Consider the following 14,114-nt stretch of genomic DNA (forward strand, 5'->3'; position numbering starts at 1 on the left):
TATTCTTCGAGGGGCATCTCAAGGGGGTATGTAATTACCACTACCTCTCTCAGCAAACTGTGAAGTCTGGCATAAATTGGCCGAATGTAACGGACAGATATGCAAAGTTGTGACGGAGAAGACTTGAATAAATACCGCAGCTTAGCGAGTTGAGATGGATATTCCGCCCAAAAAAAACTAGGCTGCAAGCTATAGAAAGGGGAAATGTCCCACGCAACTGAATGTCTGAGGTGCACTATGTTGGAGCAGATTTGCCAGCTGTCCCGCGAGGCGGGTACGGCGATCATGGCGGTATATCATGGTGAACAACCGCTTGATGTGGCACAGAAAAAAGATGATTCACCGGTGACCGCCGCCGATTTGGCCGCACACCATATCATCAAACGCGGTCTGGCGGCACTGACGCCGGAGATCCCACTGCTGTCAGAGGAAGACCCTCCTGCCTGGGAAATCCGCCGCAACTGGACGCGTTACTGGCTGGTCGACCCGCTGGACGGTACCAAAGAGTTTTTAAACCGTAACGGTGAGTTCACGGTCAATATCGCGTTGATCGAAGAGGGTGAGGCGGTAATGGGCGTGGTCTATGCCCCGGCGATGGACGTGCTGTATCTGGCCGAACGCGGCAAGGCCTGGAAGGAAGAAGGGGGCCGGCGTCGTGAGATTAGCGTGAGTAATGCCGAGCTACCGTTGGTGGTGGTCAGCCGCTCTCATAGCGATGAGGAGTTACAGGATTACCTGCAACAGTTGGGCGAACATCAAACCATCTCGGTAGGCTCATCACTGAAGTTTTGCCTGGTGGCGGAAGGGCGGGCGCAGCTTTACCCACGGTTTGGGCCAACCAATATCTGGGATACGGCGGCAGGGCACGCGGTAGCGGTAGCGGCCGGGGCTCAGATCCACGATTGGCAGGGCAAGCCGCTGTTATATACCCCGCGTGAGTCTTTCCTGAACCCTGGCTTTAGGGTTTCTCTGTTTTAGGCCGCGCCCCGCTCATTGCCGTGCGGGACGCCGTTTAAGCGCTATTTCAGCAACTGGTGCAGCATCTCCATCACCTGCTGCACCTCTTGCGGCGTCAGTGCGCCATCTTTGGCAAACTGGATGTTGCCTTCTTTATCGAGCACCACAATTGCCGAGCCTTTTGGTTGCAGGTCCCAAGCTTTTTTGACGTTGCCATTACTGTCGACAATAAACTGCGACCAAGGGAACTCTTTCTTGCTGTCTTCAATACTGTTACGCACAAAGATGGCGGTACCGATGATGGCATCGTCGGTATTGACGATGGTCGTCGTTTGGTAACGATCGTGCGGTAGCTTGGCGGTCTTGATGGCTTCAATCAGCGGATCGTTGAGTTCTTTGGCCGAAGTGCGGCCAGCAATATGCTGCACCACTCGCACTTTTCCACCGAGCTGCGCGCTATTCCAACCTTTGTAGCTAAACTTATTATCAACATAGTCCAACTCGCCTTTATCGCTGACGCCGATCGGTGCCACGCGTTGGTGGAGTTGAAGGTTGTGAGCAGAGGCCAACATCGGGGCCAACAGCAGCGATATTATCAGCATGCAATTTTTCATGCGTTCTCCTGCAGAGGGAAATAAGTCTCAATATGACTCAAGGTGATTAAAGCATAGGTGCTCATCCGAGGTCTGTCCTGTTAACCGGATCGCAGTTTTTCCTTCTGGGGGCAATCACGCGGTTTTTGAATGGATATACTGCAAAGGTTATAAATAGGTATACACAATTCTGTCAGTAAGTGTAAATCCAGGATAGAAATCCAGGCGGAGTTGAACAAAATGGTCTTTACTCAGTCTACTAGAAAGCAATCAAGTTGCGCTCCGAATGTCGAGGTGGCCACTTTGGCCGCTCGCTGAGCGCATGGATCCAACGGGAGGAGAGTAACAACTATGAGAATCTTCCAGCGTTATAACCCACTGAAAGTGGCTACGTATGTAAAAACCCTGTTCCGGGGGCGGCTGTACATCAAGGATGTGGGGGCGTTCGAATTCGACAAGGGGAAAATCCTGTTGCCGAAGGTTCGTGACAAGCGCCACTTCAACGTGATGTCAGAGGTCAACCGGCAGGTGTTGTTACTACAGGCAGAGATGGGATAAAGCGCGATTTATGGAGTACCCTGCAAAGTAAAAATAATTGCGGCCCCCGAAGGGGCCGCTAATGTTTATGCCTGAGGTGTTTCGTCCGGGGCTTTTGGTAGCACCGTGATCGGTTTGTCGACCAGCCTTGTTACCAATAGCTGATCAATTTTGTAGCTGTCGATATCGACCACTTCAAACTTGTAGCCGGCATATTTCACAAAGTCGGTACGTTTCGGGATTTTGCGCAGCATGTACATCATGAAACCGCCGATGGTTTCATAGTTGCCAGCCTGTGGGAACTCATCGATATGCAGTACACGCATCACGTCTTCGATTGGCGTCCCGCCTTCAATCAGCCACGAGTTCTCATCACGCGTCACGATCTGCTCTTCCTGACCTTGGCCTACCAGGTCACCCATCAGCGTGGTCATGACATCGTTCAGTGTAATAATCCCGACCACCAAAGCATATTCATTGAGGATCACCGCAAAGTCTTCACCGGCGGTTTTAAAGCTTTCCAGCGCTTCTGACAGGGTCAAGGTATCTGGCACGATCAGCGCCGAGCGGATCTGCACGCCGCTGCTCAGTACCAGGCTCTGGTTGCCCAAAACGCGGTTCAGCAGGTCTTTGGAGTCAACATAGCCAACGACCTGATCGATATGACCGTCGCACACCAGGAACTTGGAATGCGGATGAGTGGAGATCTTTTCTTTAATACTGTCTTCACTTTCCCGCAGGTCGAAGTAAATCACGCTTTCGCGGGACGTCATCGACGAGGGCACGGTGCGCGATTCCAACTCGAAAACGTTTTCAATCAGCTCATGTTCCTGTTTGCGCAGTACCCCGGCTAGCGCGCCGGCTTCCACCACCGCGTAAATATCTTCGGAGGTGATGTCGTCTTTACGCATCATCGGCAGCTTGAACATGCGGAAAATCAGGTTGGCCATGCCGTTGAAGAACCAGACCAGCGGGCGGAACAGCATGATCGAGAAACGCATCGGGTTGATGATCCGGACGGCAACCGTCTCTGGTGCAATCATACCGATGCGCTTCGGGGTTAAATCCGCGAACAGGATGAACATGCTGGTCACCATCACGAACGAGCACATAAAGCTTACCTGCTCGGAAATTTCGGGTGACAGGAAACGGTCGAAAATCAATTTGAAACTGGGGGAGAAGGCTGCATCGCCGACGATACCACCGAGGATGGCCACGGCGTTGAGGCCGATTTGCACCACGGTAAAGAAAATACCCGGGGTTTCCTGCAGCTTAAGGACTCTGGCGGCATTGATGTTGCCTTCGTCAGCCATCAGTTTGAGTTTGATCTTGCGTGACGCGGCCAGAGAGATTTCTGAAAGCGAGAAAAACGCACTCACTGCGATCAGAAAAAGAATCAGTAAAATACTGTTTAACATAGTCTATCCATTCGTACCGACGGGATGTCGGCGATCTTTCGGAGGGGTAATACCGTAAAAAAAGGTGGATCCAAGGGCCGTTATATCACGTGCCCACAAAAGCGGGCCGCAAACGCGGCCCAACACAGTATAGCAGTTGCCCCGTGAGGGCCGCCAGTGGTTAAAAATTAACAGCTTAACCCTGTGGAGGCAGACACACCCCAATGCCGCCCAGGCCACAATAGCCGCCCGGATTCTTATGCAGGTATTGCTGGTGATCATCTTCTGCATAGTAGAAAGGCAGTGCCGGTGCGATTTCGGTGGTGATGGTGCGCTGATCGCCCGCTTTATCCATTGCCTGCTGGAAAGCTTGCAGGCTTTGCTCCGCTTCGGCCTGTTGCTCTGCATCCAGATAGTAAATAGCAGAGCGGTATTGGGTGCCGATATCTCCGCCCTGACGCATGCCCTGTGCAGGATCGTGGTTTTCCCAGAATACCTGTAACAGCTTGCGGTAGCTGATGACCTGCGGGTCAAACACTACGCGTACCACTTCGGCATGACCAGTCTGGCCGCTGCATACCTCGCGATAGGTTGGATTTGGCGTATAGCCACCGCTATAGCCTGCGGCAGTGCTATAAATCCCCGGCTGCTGCCAAAACAGGCGTTCAACGCCCCAAAAACAGCCCATGCCAAAGATGGCCGTTGCCATCCCCTCGGGCACGAAGGTCATGGAATGGCCGGTCACCTCGTTAAGCGTAGCGACGGGCATCGGCGTAGTACGGCCAGGAAGCGCACTCGCCTTATCGATGTTTTGAGACTTATCAAAAGATTGCACCACGTTTGACTCCTGTTGCCATAATAAGAATTAGCCTAATAGGAACGCGTGTCAGTTGTAACTGGCCGCTTCTTTGCCCACAATAAGCCCTATCTAAGGAATATGTATCAGCTTAACGCAGTATTTTGAGCGCCAAAAGCTAAGAATGCGTCTTGTTTTCGGTAACGGTTGATGCCGTATGGGCAACGTCCGGGATCTAAAGGTAAGGGGGGCAGTCTGATAGCGCTGCCCCAGCACCAGAGCAAAGGTACTGACAGGACAGAAAAATCAATTAAGGAGCACCAGTGCCACGATATCGTGTCCTTTGCGTGTTATGTGCGCTATTCGTTATGCCGTCGGTTTTAGCGGCGAATGTGCGGCTGCAGGTTGACGGCCTGAGTGGGGATTTGGAGCGCAACGTTCGTGTGCGCCTTTCAGCGATCACGCCGGAAGAGGTCAATGCCGAGGGGCGTTTTCGCGCTCGGGTGGACGCTGCCATCCGCCTGGGGCTGCGGCCGTTGGGCTATTATCAGCCTACGATTGAATTCACCTTTGATGATAACCCGAAGCTTTCGCGGCCGGTATTGATCGCCAAGGTCGATCCGGGTGAGCCGGTGCGTATTGCAGGTGTGGATATCCAACTGCAAGGCGGGGCCAGAACCGACGAAGATTACCTGAATCTAGTCCGAACCGATCGGCCAACGATAGGTGAGATCCTCAACCATGGGCAGTTCGACAGTTTTAAAAGTTCGCTGACCAACCTTGCGCTGCGTAAAGGCTATTTTGACGCTCAAATGCTCAAGAGCCAGCTTGGCGTGGCGGAAGAGTTGCATAAGGCGTTCTGGGACATTGATTTCGACAGTGGTGAGCGTTATCACTTCGGCAAAGTGATTTTCAAGGGCTCGCAAATCCGCGAGGACTATTTGCAAAATCTGCTTCCCTTCCATCAGGGTGATTATTACAGTTCGAACGATCTTGCCGAGCTGAACCGCCGTTTATCCGCCACCAACTGGTTCAACTCTGTGGTGGTGTCCCCAGACTTTACCGACTCCAAAGAGAGCAAGATCCTGCCGCTAGATGCGGTGTTGACGCCGCGTAGCAGCAATATCGTGGAGCTAGGCGGTGGTTTTTCTACCGACATTGGTCCACGTGTGCTAGGAACCTGGAGAAAACCCTGGCTTAACGATCGCGGCCACAGCCTGGTAACCGCCGCCAGTATCTCTCAGCCGCAGCAGCAGCTGGATCTGACCTATAGAATCCCATTGCTACGCAACCCACTAGAACAGTATTACCTGTTACAGGGCGGTTTCAAACGTACCGATCTGAACGACACTCAATCTGACAGTACCAAGGTCGTGGCTTCGCGTAACTGGGATCTCTCCAGCGGCTGGCAGCATGCGGTGAACCTCAGTTGGCGTCTGGACCACTTTACCCAGGGTTCCGTCACCAATACCACCATGCTGCTTTATCCTGGGGTGACCGTGAATCGAACTCGTTCACGGGGAGGCCTAATGCCCGTGTGGGGCGACAGCCAGCGCTATTCCATCGACGTGTCGGATACTACCTGGGGCTCCGGGGTGGACTTTGCGCTATTGCAGGCACAAAACGTCTGGATCCGTAGCTTGGGGGAGAAAAACCGCTTTGTGATCCGTGGCCAGGTTGGCTGGATCGAAACCAACGATTTTGACAAAGTGCCGCCGGATTTGCGCTTCTTCGCCGGTGGCGATCGCAGTATCCGTGGTTATAAATTCCAGGGTATTTCCCCGCGTGGAGATGATGGCAAGCTGACAGGTGCCTCTAAAATGGTGACGGGGTCGCTGGAGTACCAATATAACGTCACTGGCCGCTGGTGGGGGGCGATGTTTGTGGATTCCGGGCAGGCGGTCAATAAATTCACAGACAGCAATTTCAAGACCGGTGCGGGTGTTGGCGTGCGCTGGCAATCGCCGGTAGGACCGGTGAAACTGGATATCGCCGCGCCGGTTGGGGATCAAGAAACCCACGGCCTACAGTTTTATATCGGTTTGGGGCCTGAACTATGAGCCTGATAAAAAAGATTTGTCTGGGATTTTTGATCCTACTGTTGCTGCTGATCGGCACGTTGGCGTTTCTGCTTGGCACCACGACCGGCTTGCATATGGTGATCAACGGCGCGGCTCGCTGGGTTCCCGGGTTGGAAATTGCGGCGGTCAGCGGTGGCTGGCGCGATCTGACCCTGAAAGGCGTGAAGTATCAGATGCCAGGTGTGGCCGTTAACGCCGGGCAGTTCCATCTCTCGCTCGATCTCTCCTGTTTGAAACGCAGTTCATTGTGCGTCAATGCGCTGACCGCTCAGGATGTTGATGTGGTGGTGAAAACCGCCGAAATGGCGCCTTCTGCACCGGTTGAGGAAAGCAGCGAACCGATCGGCGATCTCAGCACGCCTTATCCCATTACCCTGCGTAAGCTGGCGTTGAATAACGTCAAGGTTACCGTGGACGACACGGCGATCTCGCTGGGGGAATTCAGCACTGGCGCACAGTGGCAAGAACGTGCGTTGACGTTGATGCCAACTACGGTTCGCGCTTTGCTGGTCGCCTTGCCAAAAACGCCGGTCAACCCTTTACCGGAGGCGCTGCAGCCAACTGCGGAGAAAGTGGCGGACAAGTTGGCAGAGAAAACGCCAGTTGTGCCAGCATTGGTGCCACCGCCAGTGGAAGAGAAACCGTTGGGCGAAACCCTGAAGGCGCTGTTTGCCAAACCGCTGCTGCCGGATCTGCCAGAAATTCGTCTACCGCTTGATATTACCGTTGAGGAAATCAACGGCGAGCAGCTACATCTGACCGGGGACACTGAGGTGTCGATCACCCGCTTGCAGCTGCAGGCCAGCACCAAAGATCAGCATATTCAGCTGGATCGCTTTGACGTGAGATCGCCGCAGGGCATGCTTTTCGCCAAAGGGCAGGCAACGCTGACCGGCAATTGGCCAGTGGAAATGGTGGCCAACAGCACGCTGAATATCGATCCGCTGAAAGGCGAGAAGGTGAAGCTGAATGTGTCTGGTGGGCTGCGTGAAGAGCTGAAAGTCGCGCTTAACCTGTCGGGCCCCGTTGGTGCGCAGCTGGATGTGCAAACCCAGTTGGCAGAGGCGGGTTTACCCTTGGCGCTGACGCTGCAAAGCAAACAGCTGAAATGGCCGCTGACCGGCGAGGCACAGTATCAGGTTAATGATTTCCGCCTGCGCTTTAACGGCAAGGCCGCGGATTATGCGCTCTCTACCCGCGCCAATTTCAAAGGCCAGGATCTGCCACCGGCAGTGCTACAGCTGGATGGTAAAGGCAATCTTGAACAGTTCAGACTCGAGCGCCTGCGGTTGGTTGCGCTGGAGGGGAATACCGATCTGACGGCGCTGGTGGACTGGAGCAAAGCGATCAGCTGGACGTCGCAACTGACGCTGTCGGGCATTAATACCGCCAAGCAATGGCCGGAATGGCCAGCGCGCTTGGAAGGGAAAATCACCACCCGTGGCAGCCTGCACGGCGGCAGTTGGCAATTACAGGTGCCAGTGTTGCAGCTCGACGGCAATGTGAAACAAAACAAGGTATCAGCGCGGGGCTCTTTACGTGGCAATGCGGCCGGGCAGTGGACGATCCCGGGTATCGATCTGGCGTTAGGGCGCAATACGCTCAACGTTAAAGGCCAGTTGGATGAGAAAAGCTGGGTGCTGGATGCCAATGTTGATGCAGCGCATCTCGACGGTGCTTTACCGGGGCTTGCAGGTAATGTCCGCGGGCAGTTGAAGCTGCGTGGGAATTTGCAGGCACCGCAGCTGTTGGCAGATCTGACCGCGACGGGCTTGCAATGGCAGGCGCTGCACATCAATCGGGTGAAGGTCAACGGCGATGTCCGTTCCAGCGATCAGATCCAGGGGCAACTGGCGGTACGGGTTGAACAGCTCAAACAGGATGCGCTGCAGGTCAATCTGTTGACGTTGGATGCCAAAGGCAGCGAGCGCCAACATCGGCTGCAAGTGAATATCGACGGTAAGCCGGTTTCCGGGCAATTGGCCCTGGAGGGTAGCTTTGATCGTCAGCAACAGCGCTGGCGAGGCAACCTGAACAACACTCGTTTTGATACACCGGTGGGTGAATGGCGTCTTAGCCGTGCCATCGCGTTGGATTACCTGAATACGCAACAGAAGATCAGCGTAGGACCGCATTGCTGGGTGAACCCGAATGCCGAGCTGTGCGTACCTAGAACCATCGAGGCAGGGGCCAGCGGCCAGGCTAGCGTAGTACTCAACCGCTTTGACCTGGCAATGATCAAACCGTTCCTGGGGCCGGATACCGCCATGAACGGGGTCTTTACTGGCCGAGCTGACGTGAGTTGGCAACCGGGTGGCGCATTGCCACAGGCGAAGGTTTCCCTGGTGGGCAAGGGGGTGAAAGTGGTGCAGCAGGTGCAGGGTGCCGCATTGCCGATCGCCTTTGACACGCTAAACCTGAATGCGGGCCTGAACAATGGACGGGCACAGGCAGACTGGCTGATCAAGCTGACCAATAACGGCCAGTTTAACGGTAACGTTCAGATCGCCGATCCGCAGGTACGCCGTACCATCAGCGGCAACGTCAATATCACCAATGTGTCGCTGGCGCTGCTTAACCCAATACTGACGCAGGGCGAGAAAGCCGCGGGGATGTTGAATGCCAACCTGCAATTAGGCGGCAACGCGCAGAACCCGCTGGTATTTGGCCGTCTGGCGTTGGATAAGGTGGCGATCGTTGGCCACTGGATGCCGTTTGATATGACCGAAGGCCGCCTGGCGCTGAACTTCAACGGGATGACCTCGACCCTGGAAGGATTGCTGGCGACCACGCATGGGCAGCTCAATCTGTCTGGGGATGCCGACTGGCGGGATATCAATGCCTGGCGTGCACGTATTGCAGCCAAGGGCGATCGGTTGCGGGTGACCCTGCCGCCAATGGTCCGTATTGATGTTTCACCGGATGTGGTGTTTGAAGCCACGCCGCAGCTGTTCTCACTCAACGGTAGCGTAGATATCCCTTGGGCTCGTATCACGGTGCAAGAGCTACCGGAAAGCGCTGTCGGTGTTTCTCCTGATGAAGTGATGTTGAATAACCAGCTCAAGCCGATCCAACCGGCGACGGCAGGGATCCCAATCAACAGCAATCTGACGATCCGCGTGGGTAACGACGTGCGTCTGGATGCGTTCGGCCTTAAAGCCAGACTGCGTGGCGATCTGCGTGTGGCACAGGACCAGAATGGTCTGGGGGTGCATGGCCAGATTAATATTCCATCGGGGCGTTTCCATGCTTATGGTCAGGATCTGCTCGTGCGCAAAGGCCAACTGATCTTCTCTGGGCCACCGGATCAACCGTTGCTGAATATCGAAGCGATCCGTAATCCGGATGCGACGGAAGATGACGTGGTCGCAGGTGTTCGCGTGACCGGCATGGCCGATGCACCAAGGCTGGAAGTGTTCTCCGATCCGGCCAAGTCTCAGCAAGAAGCTCTGTCCTACCTGCTGCGCGGCCAGGGATTAGGGGCTGGCGGTGCCGATGGCAACGCCATGACCTCAATGTTAATTGGTATGGGGGTTGCACAAAGTGGTCAACTTGTGGGTAAAATCGGCGAGGCGTTTGGCGTAAGTAATCTGGCCCTTGATACCGAGGGAGTTGGCGACAGCTCTCAGGTAGTGGTGAGCGGCTATGTCCTCCCTGGCTTACAAGTAAAATATGGGGTGGGGATCTTCGACTCATTGGCCACGCTGACGTTGCGATACCGCCTGATGCCTAGGTTGTATCTGGAAGCGGTGTCTGGTCTCGACCAGGCACTGGATGTGCTCTATCAGTTTGAGTTTTAGCTATGCGAATAATTGTCTACGGCAGTTTACGACGCAAACAGGGAAACAGCCATTGGATGACCAACGCCCAATGGTTGGGTGAACATGAGTTAGAAGGCTACCAGCTTTATAATCTGGGGCACTACCCGGCGGCGATCCCTGGAGAGGGCACGGTACACTGCGAAGTGTATCGTATTAACTCATCGATTCTGGCCGAGCTGGACGAGTTGAAAAGCAATACCAAAGACTACAAGCGCGAGCTGATCCGCACGCCTTATGGCAGTGCGTGGATCTACCTGTATAGACACAGTGTGGACGGTTTCCCGCGGATTGAAAGCGGTGACTGGCTGAAGCGTCTTGACGAAAAGCAGTAAAAAAAACACCGCTCATCTGGGCGGTGTTTTTTTATCAGTTCGGGCGAGAATTACTTCTTGGCGCGCTCGAAAGAGGCAACGATCTCAGCTTTGGCTGCGGCAGCGTCTGCCCAACCTTCCACTTTCACCCATTTGCCTTTTTCCAGATCTTTGTAGTGTTCAAAGAAGTGGCTGATCTGCGCTTTCAGCAGTTCTGGCAGGTCGTTCACATCTTTGATGTGATCGTACTCTTTGGTCAGTTTGCTGTGCGGTACGGCAATCAGTTTTGCGTCTTCACCGGCTTCGTCGGTCATTTTCAGCACGCCAACTGGGCGGCAGCGGATCACTGAGCCTGGTTGCAGTGGGTATGGGGTTGGCACCAACACGTCTACCGGGTCACCGTCCAGTGACAGAGTGTGGTTGATGTAACCGTAGTTGCACGGGTAGAACATCGCTGTGGACATGAAACGGTCAACGAACAGCGAGCCGGTTTCCTTGTCGATTTCGTATTTGATTGGATCGGCGTTAGCCGGGATTTCGATAACTACGTAGATGTCTTCTGGCAGGTCTTTGCCAGCAGGGACCAGGTTCAAGCTCATGTCGGTTTCCTTTAATCAAACCAGAAATGGAGTGGCGGCTATTATAGCGGAGTCTTTTGTGATTTCCCGCCCTTTTCATCATTGAGATGCTGCCTGGTCTGTAACAGCAACTTTTCCAGATTAATCCTCTATTGATTGAAGTTTACTCCCCGGCTGCCGATAACTTCCTCAAATAATAACGGTCCATCTGCTAGCTGGCCCTGCCTTCTTGCCTCCTCTACATCTGAAGCTACTTTTTTCTAAAGCCGGGAAACACTCATGTTAAAGAAGATCACCGTTAAGGCCGGGCTGATTGCCCTGTTGAGCCTGATGACGTTGCTGTTGATTGTTGTCAGCATCATCGGGGTTAAAGCCATTAACGACGGAACACGTTCGCTACAGACTCTGAACCAGATCCTGGGGGAAGAACTGGGTTCGTTGGCCAACAGCTCCAACCTGGCGCTACGGGCCAGAACGGCTGCCTCGCTTGCAGTACGCCAGCGCGAGATTGGTCAGATTGAGGTTGCTGACGCCTCGGTGGGGCGCATTTATGGCTATCTGGAACAGTCGAAAAAGGAAATGGCGCGCTTTGTCGACGTGGGCACGGTGACCGAACGGGGTCGTCAATTCTCAATGCGCATGCAGGCGAGCTATCGAGCCTATCTGGAACAAGGCATTGCGCCCATGGCGGCGGCGATAAAGGCGGGGAAGTTGGATGACTATTACGCCATTCAAGAAAATCATATCTCTAAGCTGAGCATTGCTTTTGAAGCCGACCTCAGTGAGTTCCGCGCGTTTGCCATGGAGATTGGCCAGCAGCATGCGCATGAGGCAGAAAGAAATGCCAGCACCAAGATTATCCTGATCGTTGCGGCTGGGCTGCTCAGCGTGTTACTGGCGGTGCTGGCCTGGTTTGCTATGCGTGTGATCTTGCTGCGCCCGTTAGATGAGTCGATCGTCCAATTGGAGCATATCGCCGCAGGGGATCTGACCCACGAAATTAGCGGTGAAGGTGATACCGAAATGGGGCGCTTGGTGCACGCCATGCAGCGTATGCAGCAATCGCTGGTGATGTCGGTCAGTAAAGTCCGCGATGCCAGCAGCCAGATCGATACCGGCTCCCGCGAGTTGGCTGCGGGTAACGTTCATCTGGCGCAGCGTACGGAGGAGTCGGCCGCTTCGCTGGAGCAAACCGCCGCCAGTATGGAGCAGTTGACCTCTACGGTGAAAATGAATGCTGAAAACTGCGAACAGGCCAACCAGTTGGCACTGAGCGTCTCCGATATTGCCGAACAGGGCAGTGACGTGGTCAGCCAGGTGATGAGCAAGATGCAGGCCATTACCGACAGCTCACGACGCATCGCCGACATCATCAGCGTGATGGATGGTATCTCCTTCCAGACCAATATCCTGGCGCTCAACGCGGCGGTAGAGGCAGCACGCGCCGGTGAGCAAGGCCGTGGTTTTGCCGTGGTGGCCGGTGAGGTACGCAGCCTGGCCCAACGCAGTGCGCAATCGGCCAAAGAGATCAAAGGGCTGATCGAGGTTTCACAACACCGCGTGCGGGAAGGTGAACAGATGGCGGCTACGGCGGCGAAGACCATGAACGGAATAACCGGGGAAGTGGGGCGCGTCACGGCGCTGATGCGTGAAATCTCGGCGGCCACTCGCGAACAAAGCAGTGGTATCGAGCAGGTCAACCTGGCGGTAGTGCAAATGGATCAGGTGGCACAGCAGAATGCGGCGCTGGTGGAAGAGTCTGCGGCGGCAACGCGCTCTTTGGAAGAGCAGGCGCAGCTATTGGCACAGAGTATGGCTGTGTTCAAACTGTGATGTGAAGGGGCGGCATGCCGCCCCCTTTTAACTCGTTACTGGTCCGGGAACTCAGCAATAAAGCGTTCGGCGTCTTCTACCATCGATTTGGTTCCGACGAAGAATGGCGCACGCTGGTGCAGTTGTTGCGGCACGATATCCAGAATGCGGTTTTTGCCATCGCTGGCTTTCCCCCCGGCCTGTTCAGCCAGGAACGCCATCGGGTTGCATTCATACAGCAGACGCAGCTTGCCCTGTGGGTGGCTGGCGGTGCTTGGGTAGATATAGATGCCGCCTTTGAGCAGGTTACGGTGGAAATCGGCAACCAGTGAACCGATATAGCGTGAGGTATAAGGGCGCTGGGTGGCTTCATCCTGCTCTTGGCAGTATTTGATGTATTTCTTCACTCCGAGCGGGAACTTGATGTAGTTACCTTCGTTGATGGAATACATATTGGCTTTTTCCGGGAAGCGCACTTTCTCGTGGGAGAGGCAGAACACCCCCAGAGACGGATCGTAGGTGAAGGCATGTACGCCATAACCGGTGGTGTATACCAGCATGGTGGAGGAGCCATAAACCACATAACCGGCCGCTACCTGGGCATGGCCAGGCTGCAGGAAATCTTCTTCGGTGACTGGCGTGCCAATCGGGGTGATGCGGCGATAGATAGAGAAGATCGTCCCGACAGAGACGTTCACATCAATGTTGGACGAGCCGTCCAACGGATCCATTAGCACCACATACTTGCCATTCTCAGCTCGCTCGCCGTCGAAAATCACGATCTCGTCTTCTTCTTCCGAAGCGATGCCTGCAACTTCACCACGAGCCTTCAAAGCTGCTTTCAGCTTTTCGTTCGCGAACAGGTCCAGCTTCATCTGAACTTCGCCCTGAACGTTGGAAATGCCATTAGTCCCCAAGATATCAACTAAACCCGCCTTGTTGATATCACGGTGAATGATCTTGGCACCCAGTTTGATGGCAGAAAGTAATGAGGTCAGCTCACCGGTGGCGTGAGAGAAGTCGTGTTGTTTCTCGACGATAAATTCGCCTAACGTTTTCATGACACAATCCCTGAATCTACGGATGGATAGCGGCTTGTTAACATACCGCCAACGTTTTCGTCAGCAGTGTAGCCCAAAGCAACTTGCGATTCATAGGCAAATCCATTTCTTCTGAGCGATTCTGAGCGCTAGAATAGGCAGTAAATCGATGCACTAAAATGAGAAACCTA

At 54.4% G+C, this 14,114-nt stretch carries 11 protein-coding genes; 6 read left to right on the top strand and 5 right to left on the bottom strand.

Annotated features, from left to right (window positions below):
- The first annotated feature begins 237 nt into the window (after nt 1–237).
- Nucleotides 238–978: a 3'(2'),5'-bisphosphate nucleotidase CysQ gene (gene cysQ / locus KGP26_RS02475; protein WP_021807539.1), complete on the top strand. Its 741-nt coding sequence runs from the start codon at nt 238–240 to the stop codon at nt 976–978.
- 41 nt (nt 979–1,019) lie between these two features.
- Here the strand turns inward: cysQ and KGP26_RS02480 are convergent, their stop codons facing one another.
- Nucleotides 1,020–1,571 carry a YtfJ family protein gene (locus tag KGP26_RS02480; protein WP_223500777.1) on the bottom strand — a complete coding sequence of 184 codons (552 nt, stop codon included), beginning with the start codon at nt 1,569–1,571 and terminating at the stop codon, nt 1,020–1,022.
- Between the two features lie 330 nt (nt 1,572–1,901).
- Here KGP26_RS02480 and KGP26_RS02485 point away from each other — a divergent pair, with 330 nt between their 5' ends.
- Nucleotides 1,902–2,108 (top strand): DUF1107 domain-containing protein, encoded by a 207-nt coding sequence (locus KGP26_RS02485; protein WP_021179022.1) that lies wholly within the window; start codon nt 1,902–1,904, stop codon nt 2,106–2,108.
- Nucleotides 2,109–2,173: 65 nt separating this feature from the next.
- On the opposite strand, the gene KGP26_RS02490 is transcribed toward KGP26_RS02485, so the two are convergent.
- Both KGP26_RS02490 and msrA read right to left on the bottom strand, forming a co-directional pair.
- Nucleotides 2,174–3,505: a hemolysin family protein gene (locus tag KGP26_RS02490; RefSeq protein ID WP_021179023.1), complete on the bottom strand. Its 1,332-nt coding sequence runs from the start codon at nt 3,503–3,505 to the stop codon at nt 2,174–2,176.
- A 175-nt stretch (nt 3,506–3,680) separates the two neighbouring features.
- Nucleotides 3,681–4,319 (bottom strand): peptide-methionine (S)-S-oxide reductase MsrA, encoded by a 639-nt coding sequence (msrA, locus tag KGP26_RS02495; RefSeq protein ID WP_094981894.1) that lies wholly within the window; start codon nt 4,317–4,319, stop codon nt 3,681–3,683.
- A gap of 284 nt (nt 4,320–4,603) precedes the next feature.
- On the opposite strand from msrA, the gene KGP26_RS02500 reads away from it, so the two are divergent.
- From KGP26_RS02500 to KGP26_RS02510, 3 genes are read left to right on the top strand one after another with little or no spacing between them, the layout of a single operon-like run.
- Nucleotides 4,604–6,340, top strand: coding sequence for an autotransporter assembly complex family protein (locus KGP26_RS02500; protein ID WP_223664979.1), 1,737 nt, complete (start codon nt 4,604–4,606; stop codon nt 6,338–6,340).
- Nucleotides 6,337–10,161 (top strand): translocation/assembly module TamB domain-containing protein, encoded by a 3,825-nt coding sequence (locus KGP26_RS02505; protein ID WP_223664980.1) that lies wholly within the window; start codon nt 6,337–6,339, stop codon nt 10,159–10,161. The genes KGP26_RS02500 and KGP26_RS02505 overlap by 4 nt, the downstream gene beginning before the upstream one ends.
- Before the next feature lie 2 nt (nt 10,162–10,163).
- Nucleotides 10,164–10,514 (top strand): gamma-glutamylcyclotransferase, encoded by a 351-nt coding sequence (locus KGP26_RS02510; protein WP_024483355.1) that lies wholly within the window; start codon nt 10,164–10,166, stop codon nt 10,512–10,514.
- Between the two features lie 50 nt (nt 10,515–10,564).
- On the opposite strand, the gene ppa is transcribed toward KGP26_RS02510, so the two are convergent.
- Nucleotides 10,565–11,092: an inorganic diphosphatase gene (ppa, locus tag KGP26_RS02515; RefSeq protein ID WP_021179028.1), complete on the bottom strand. Its 528-nt coding sequence runs from the start codon at nt 11,090–11,092 to the stop codon at nt 10,565–10,567.
- Between the two features lie 258 nt (nt 11,093–11,350).
- Between ppa and KGP26_RS02520 the strand changes: the two genes are divergently transcribed.
- A complete protein-coding gene (locus tag KGP26_RS02520) occupies nt 11,351–12,904 on the top strand; it encodes a methyl-accepting chemotaxis protein (protein ID WP_059199539.1) in 1,554 nt (517 codons plus the stop codon).
- A 35-nt stretch (nt 12,905–12,939) separates the two neighbouring features.
- Here the strand turns inward: KGP26_RS02520 and fbp are convergent, their stop codons facing one another.
- Entirely contained in the window at nt 12,940–13,944 is a 1,005-nt protein-coding gene (fbp, locus tag KGP26_RS02525; RefSeq protein ID WP_021179030.1) for a class 1 fructose-bisphosphatase, read from the bottom strand.
- Nucleotides 13,945–14,114 lie beyond the last annotated feature (170 nt).

Origin of the sequence: Serratia sp. JSRIV002, from assembly GCF_019968725.1 — a bacterium.
Lineage (GTDB): Bacteria > Pseudomonadota > Gammaproteobacteria > Enterobacterales > Enterobacteriaceae > Chania > Chania fonticola_B.

Coding starts and splice junctions, on each gene's coding strand:
- cysQ (WP_021807539.1), top strand. CDS start 238: ATGTTGGAGCAGATTTGCCAGCTGTCCCGCGAGGCGGGTACGGCGATC.
- KGP26_RS02480 (WP_223500777.1), bottom strand. CDS start 1,571: ATGAAAAATTGCATGCTGATAATATCGCTGCTGTTGGCCCCGATGTTG.
- KGP26_RS02485 (WP_021179022.1), top strand. CDS start 1,902: ATGAGAATCTTCCAGCGTTATAACCCACTGAAAGTGGCTACGTATGTA.
- KGP26_RS02490 (WP_021179023.1), bottom strand. CDS start 3,505: ATGTTAAACAGTATTTTACTGATTCTTTTTCTGATCGCAGTGAGTGCG.
- KGP26_RS02505 (WP_223664980.1), top strand. CDS start 6,337: ATGAGCCTGATAAAAAAGATTTGTCTGGGATTTTTGATCCTACTGTTG.
- KGP26_RS02510 (WP_024483355.1), top strand. CDS start 10,164: ATGCGAATAATTGTCTACGGCAGTTTACGACGCAAACAGGGAAACAGC.
- ppa (WP_021179028.1), bottom strand. CDS start 11,092: ATGAGCTTGAACCTGGTCCCTGCTGGCAAAGACCTGCCAGAAGACATC.
- KGP26_RS02520 (WP_059199539.1), top strand. CDS start 11,351: ATGTTAAAGAAGATCACCGTTAAGGCCGGGCTGATTGCCCTGTTGAGC.
- fbp (WP_021179030.1), bottom strand. CDS start 13,944: ATGAAAACGTTAGGCGAATTTATCGTCGAGAAACAACACGACTTCTCT.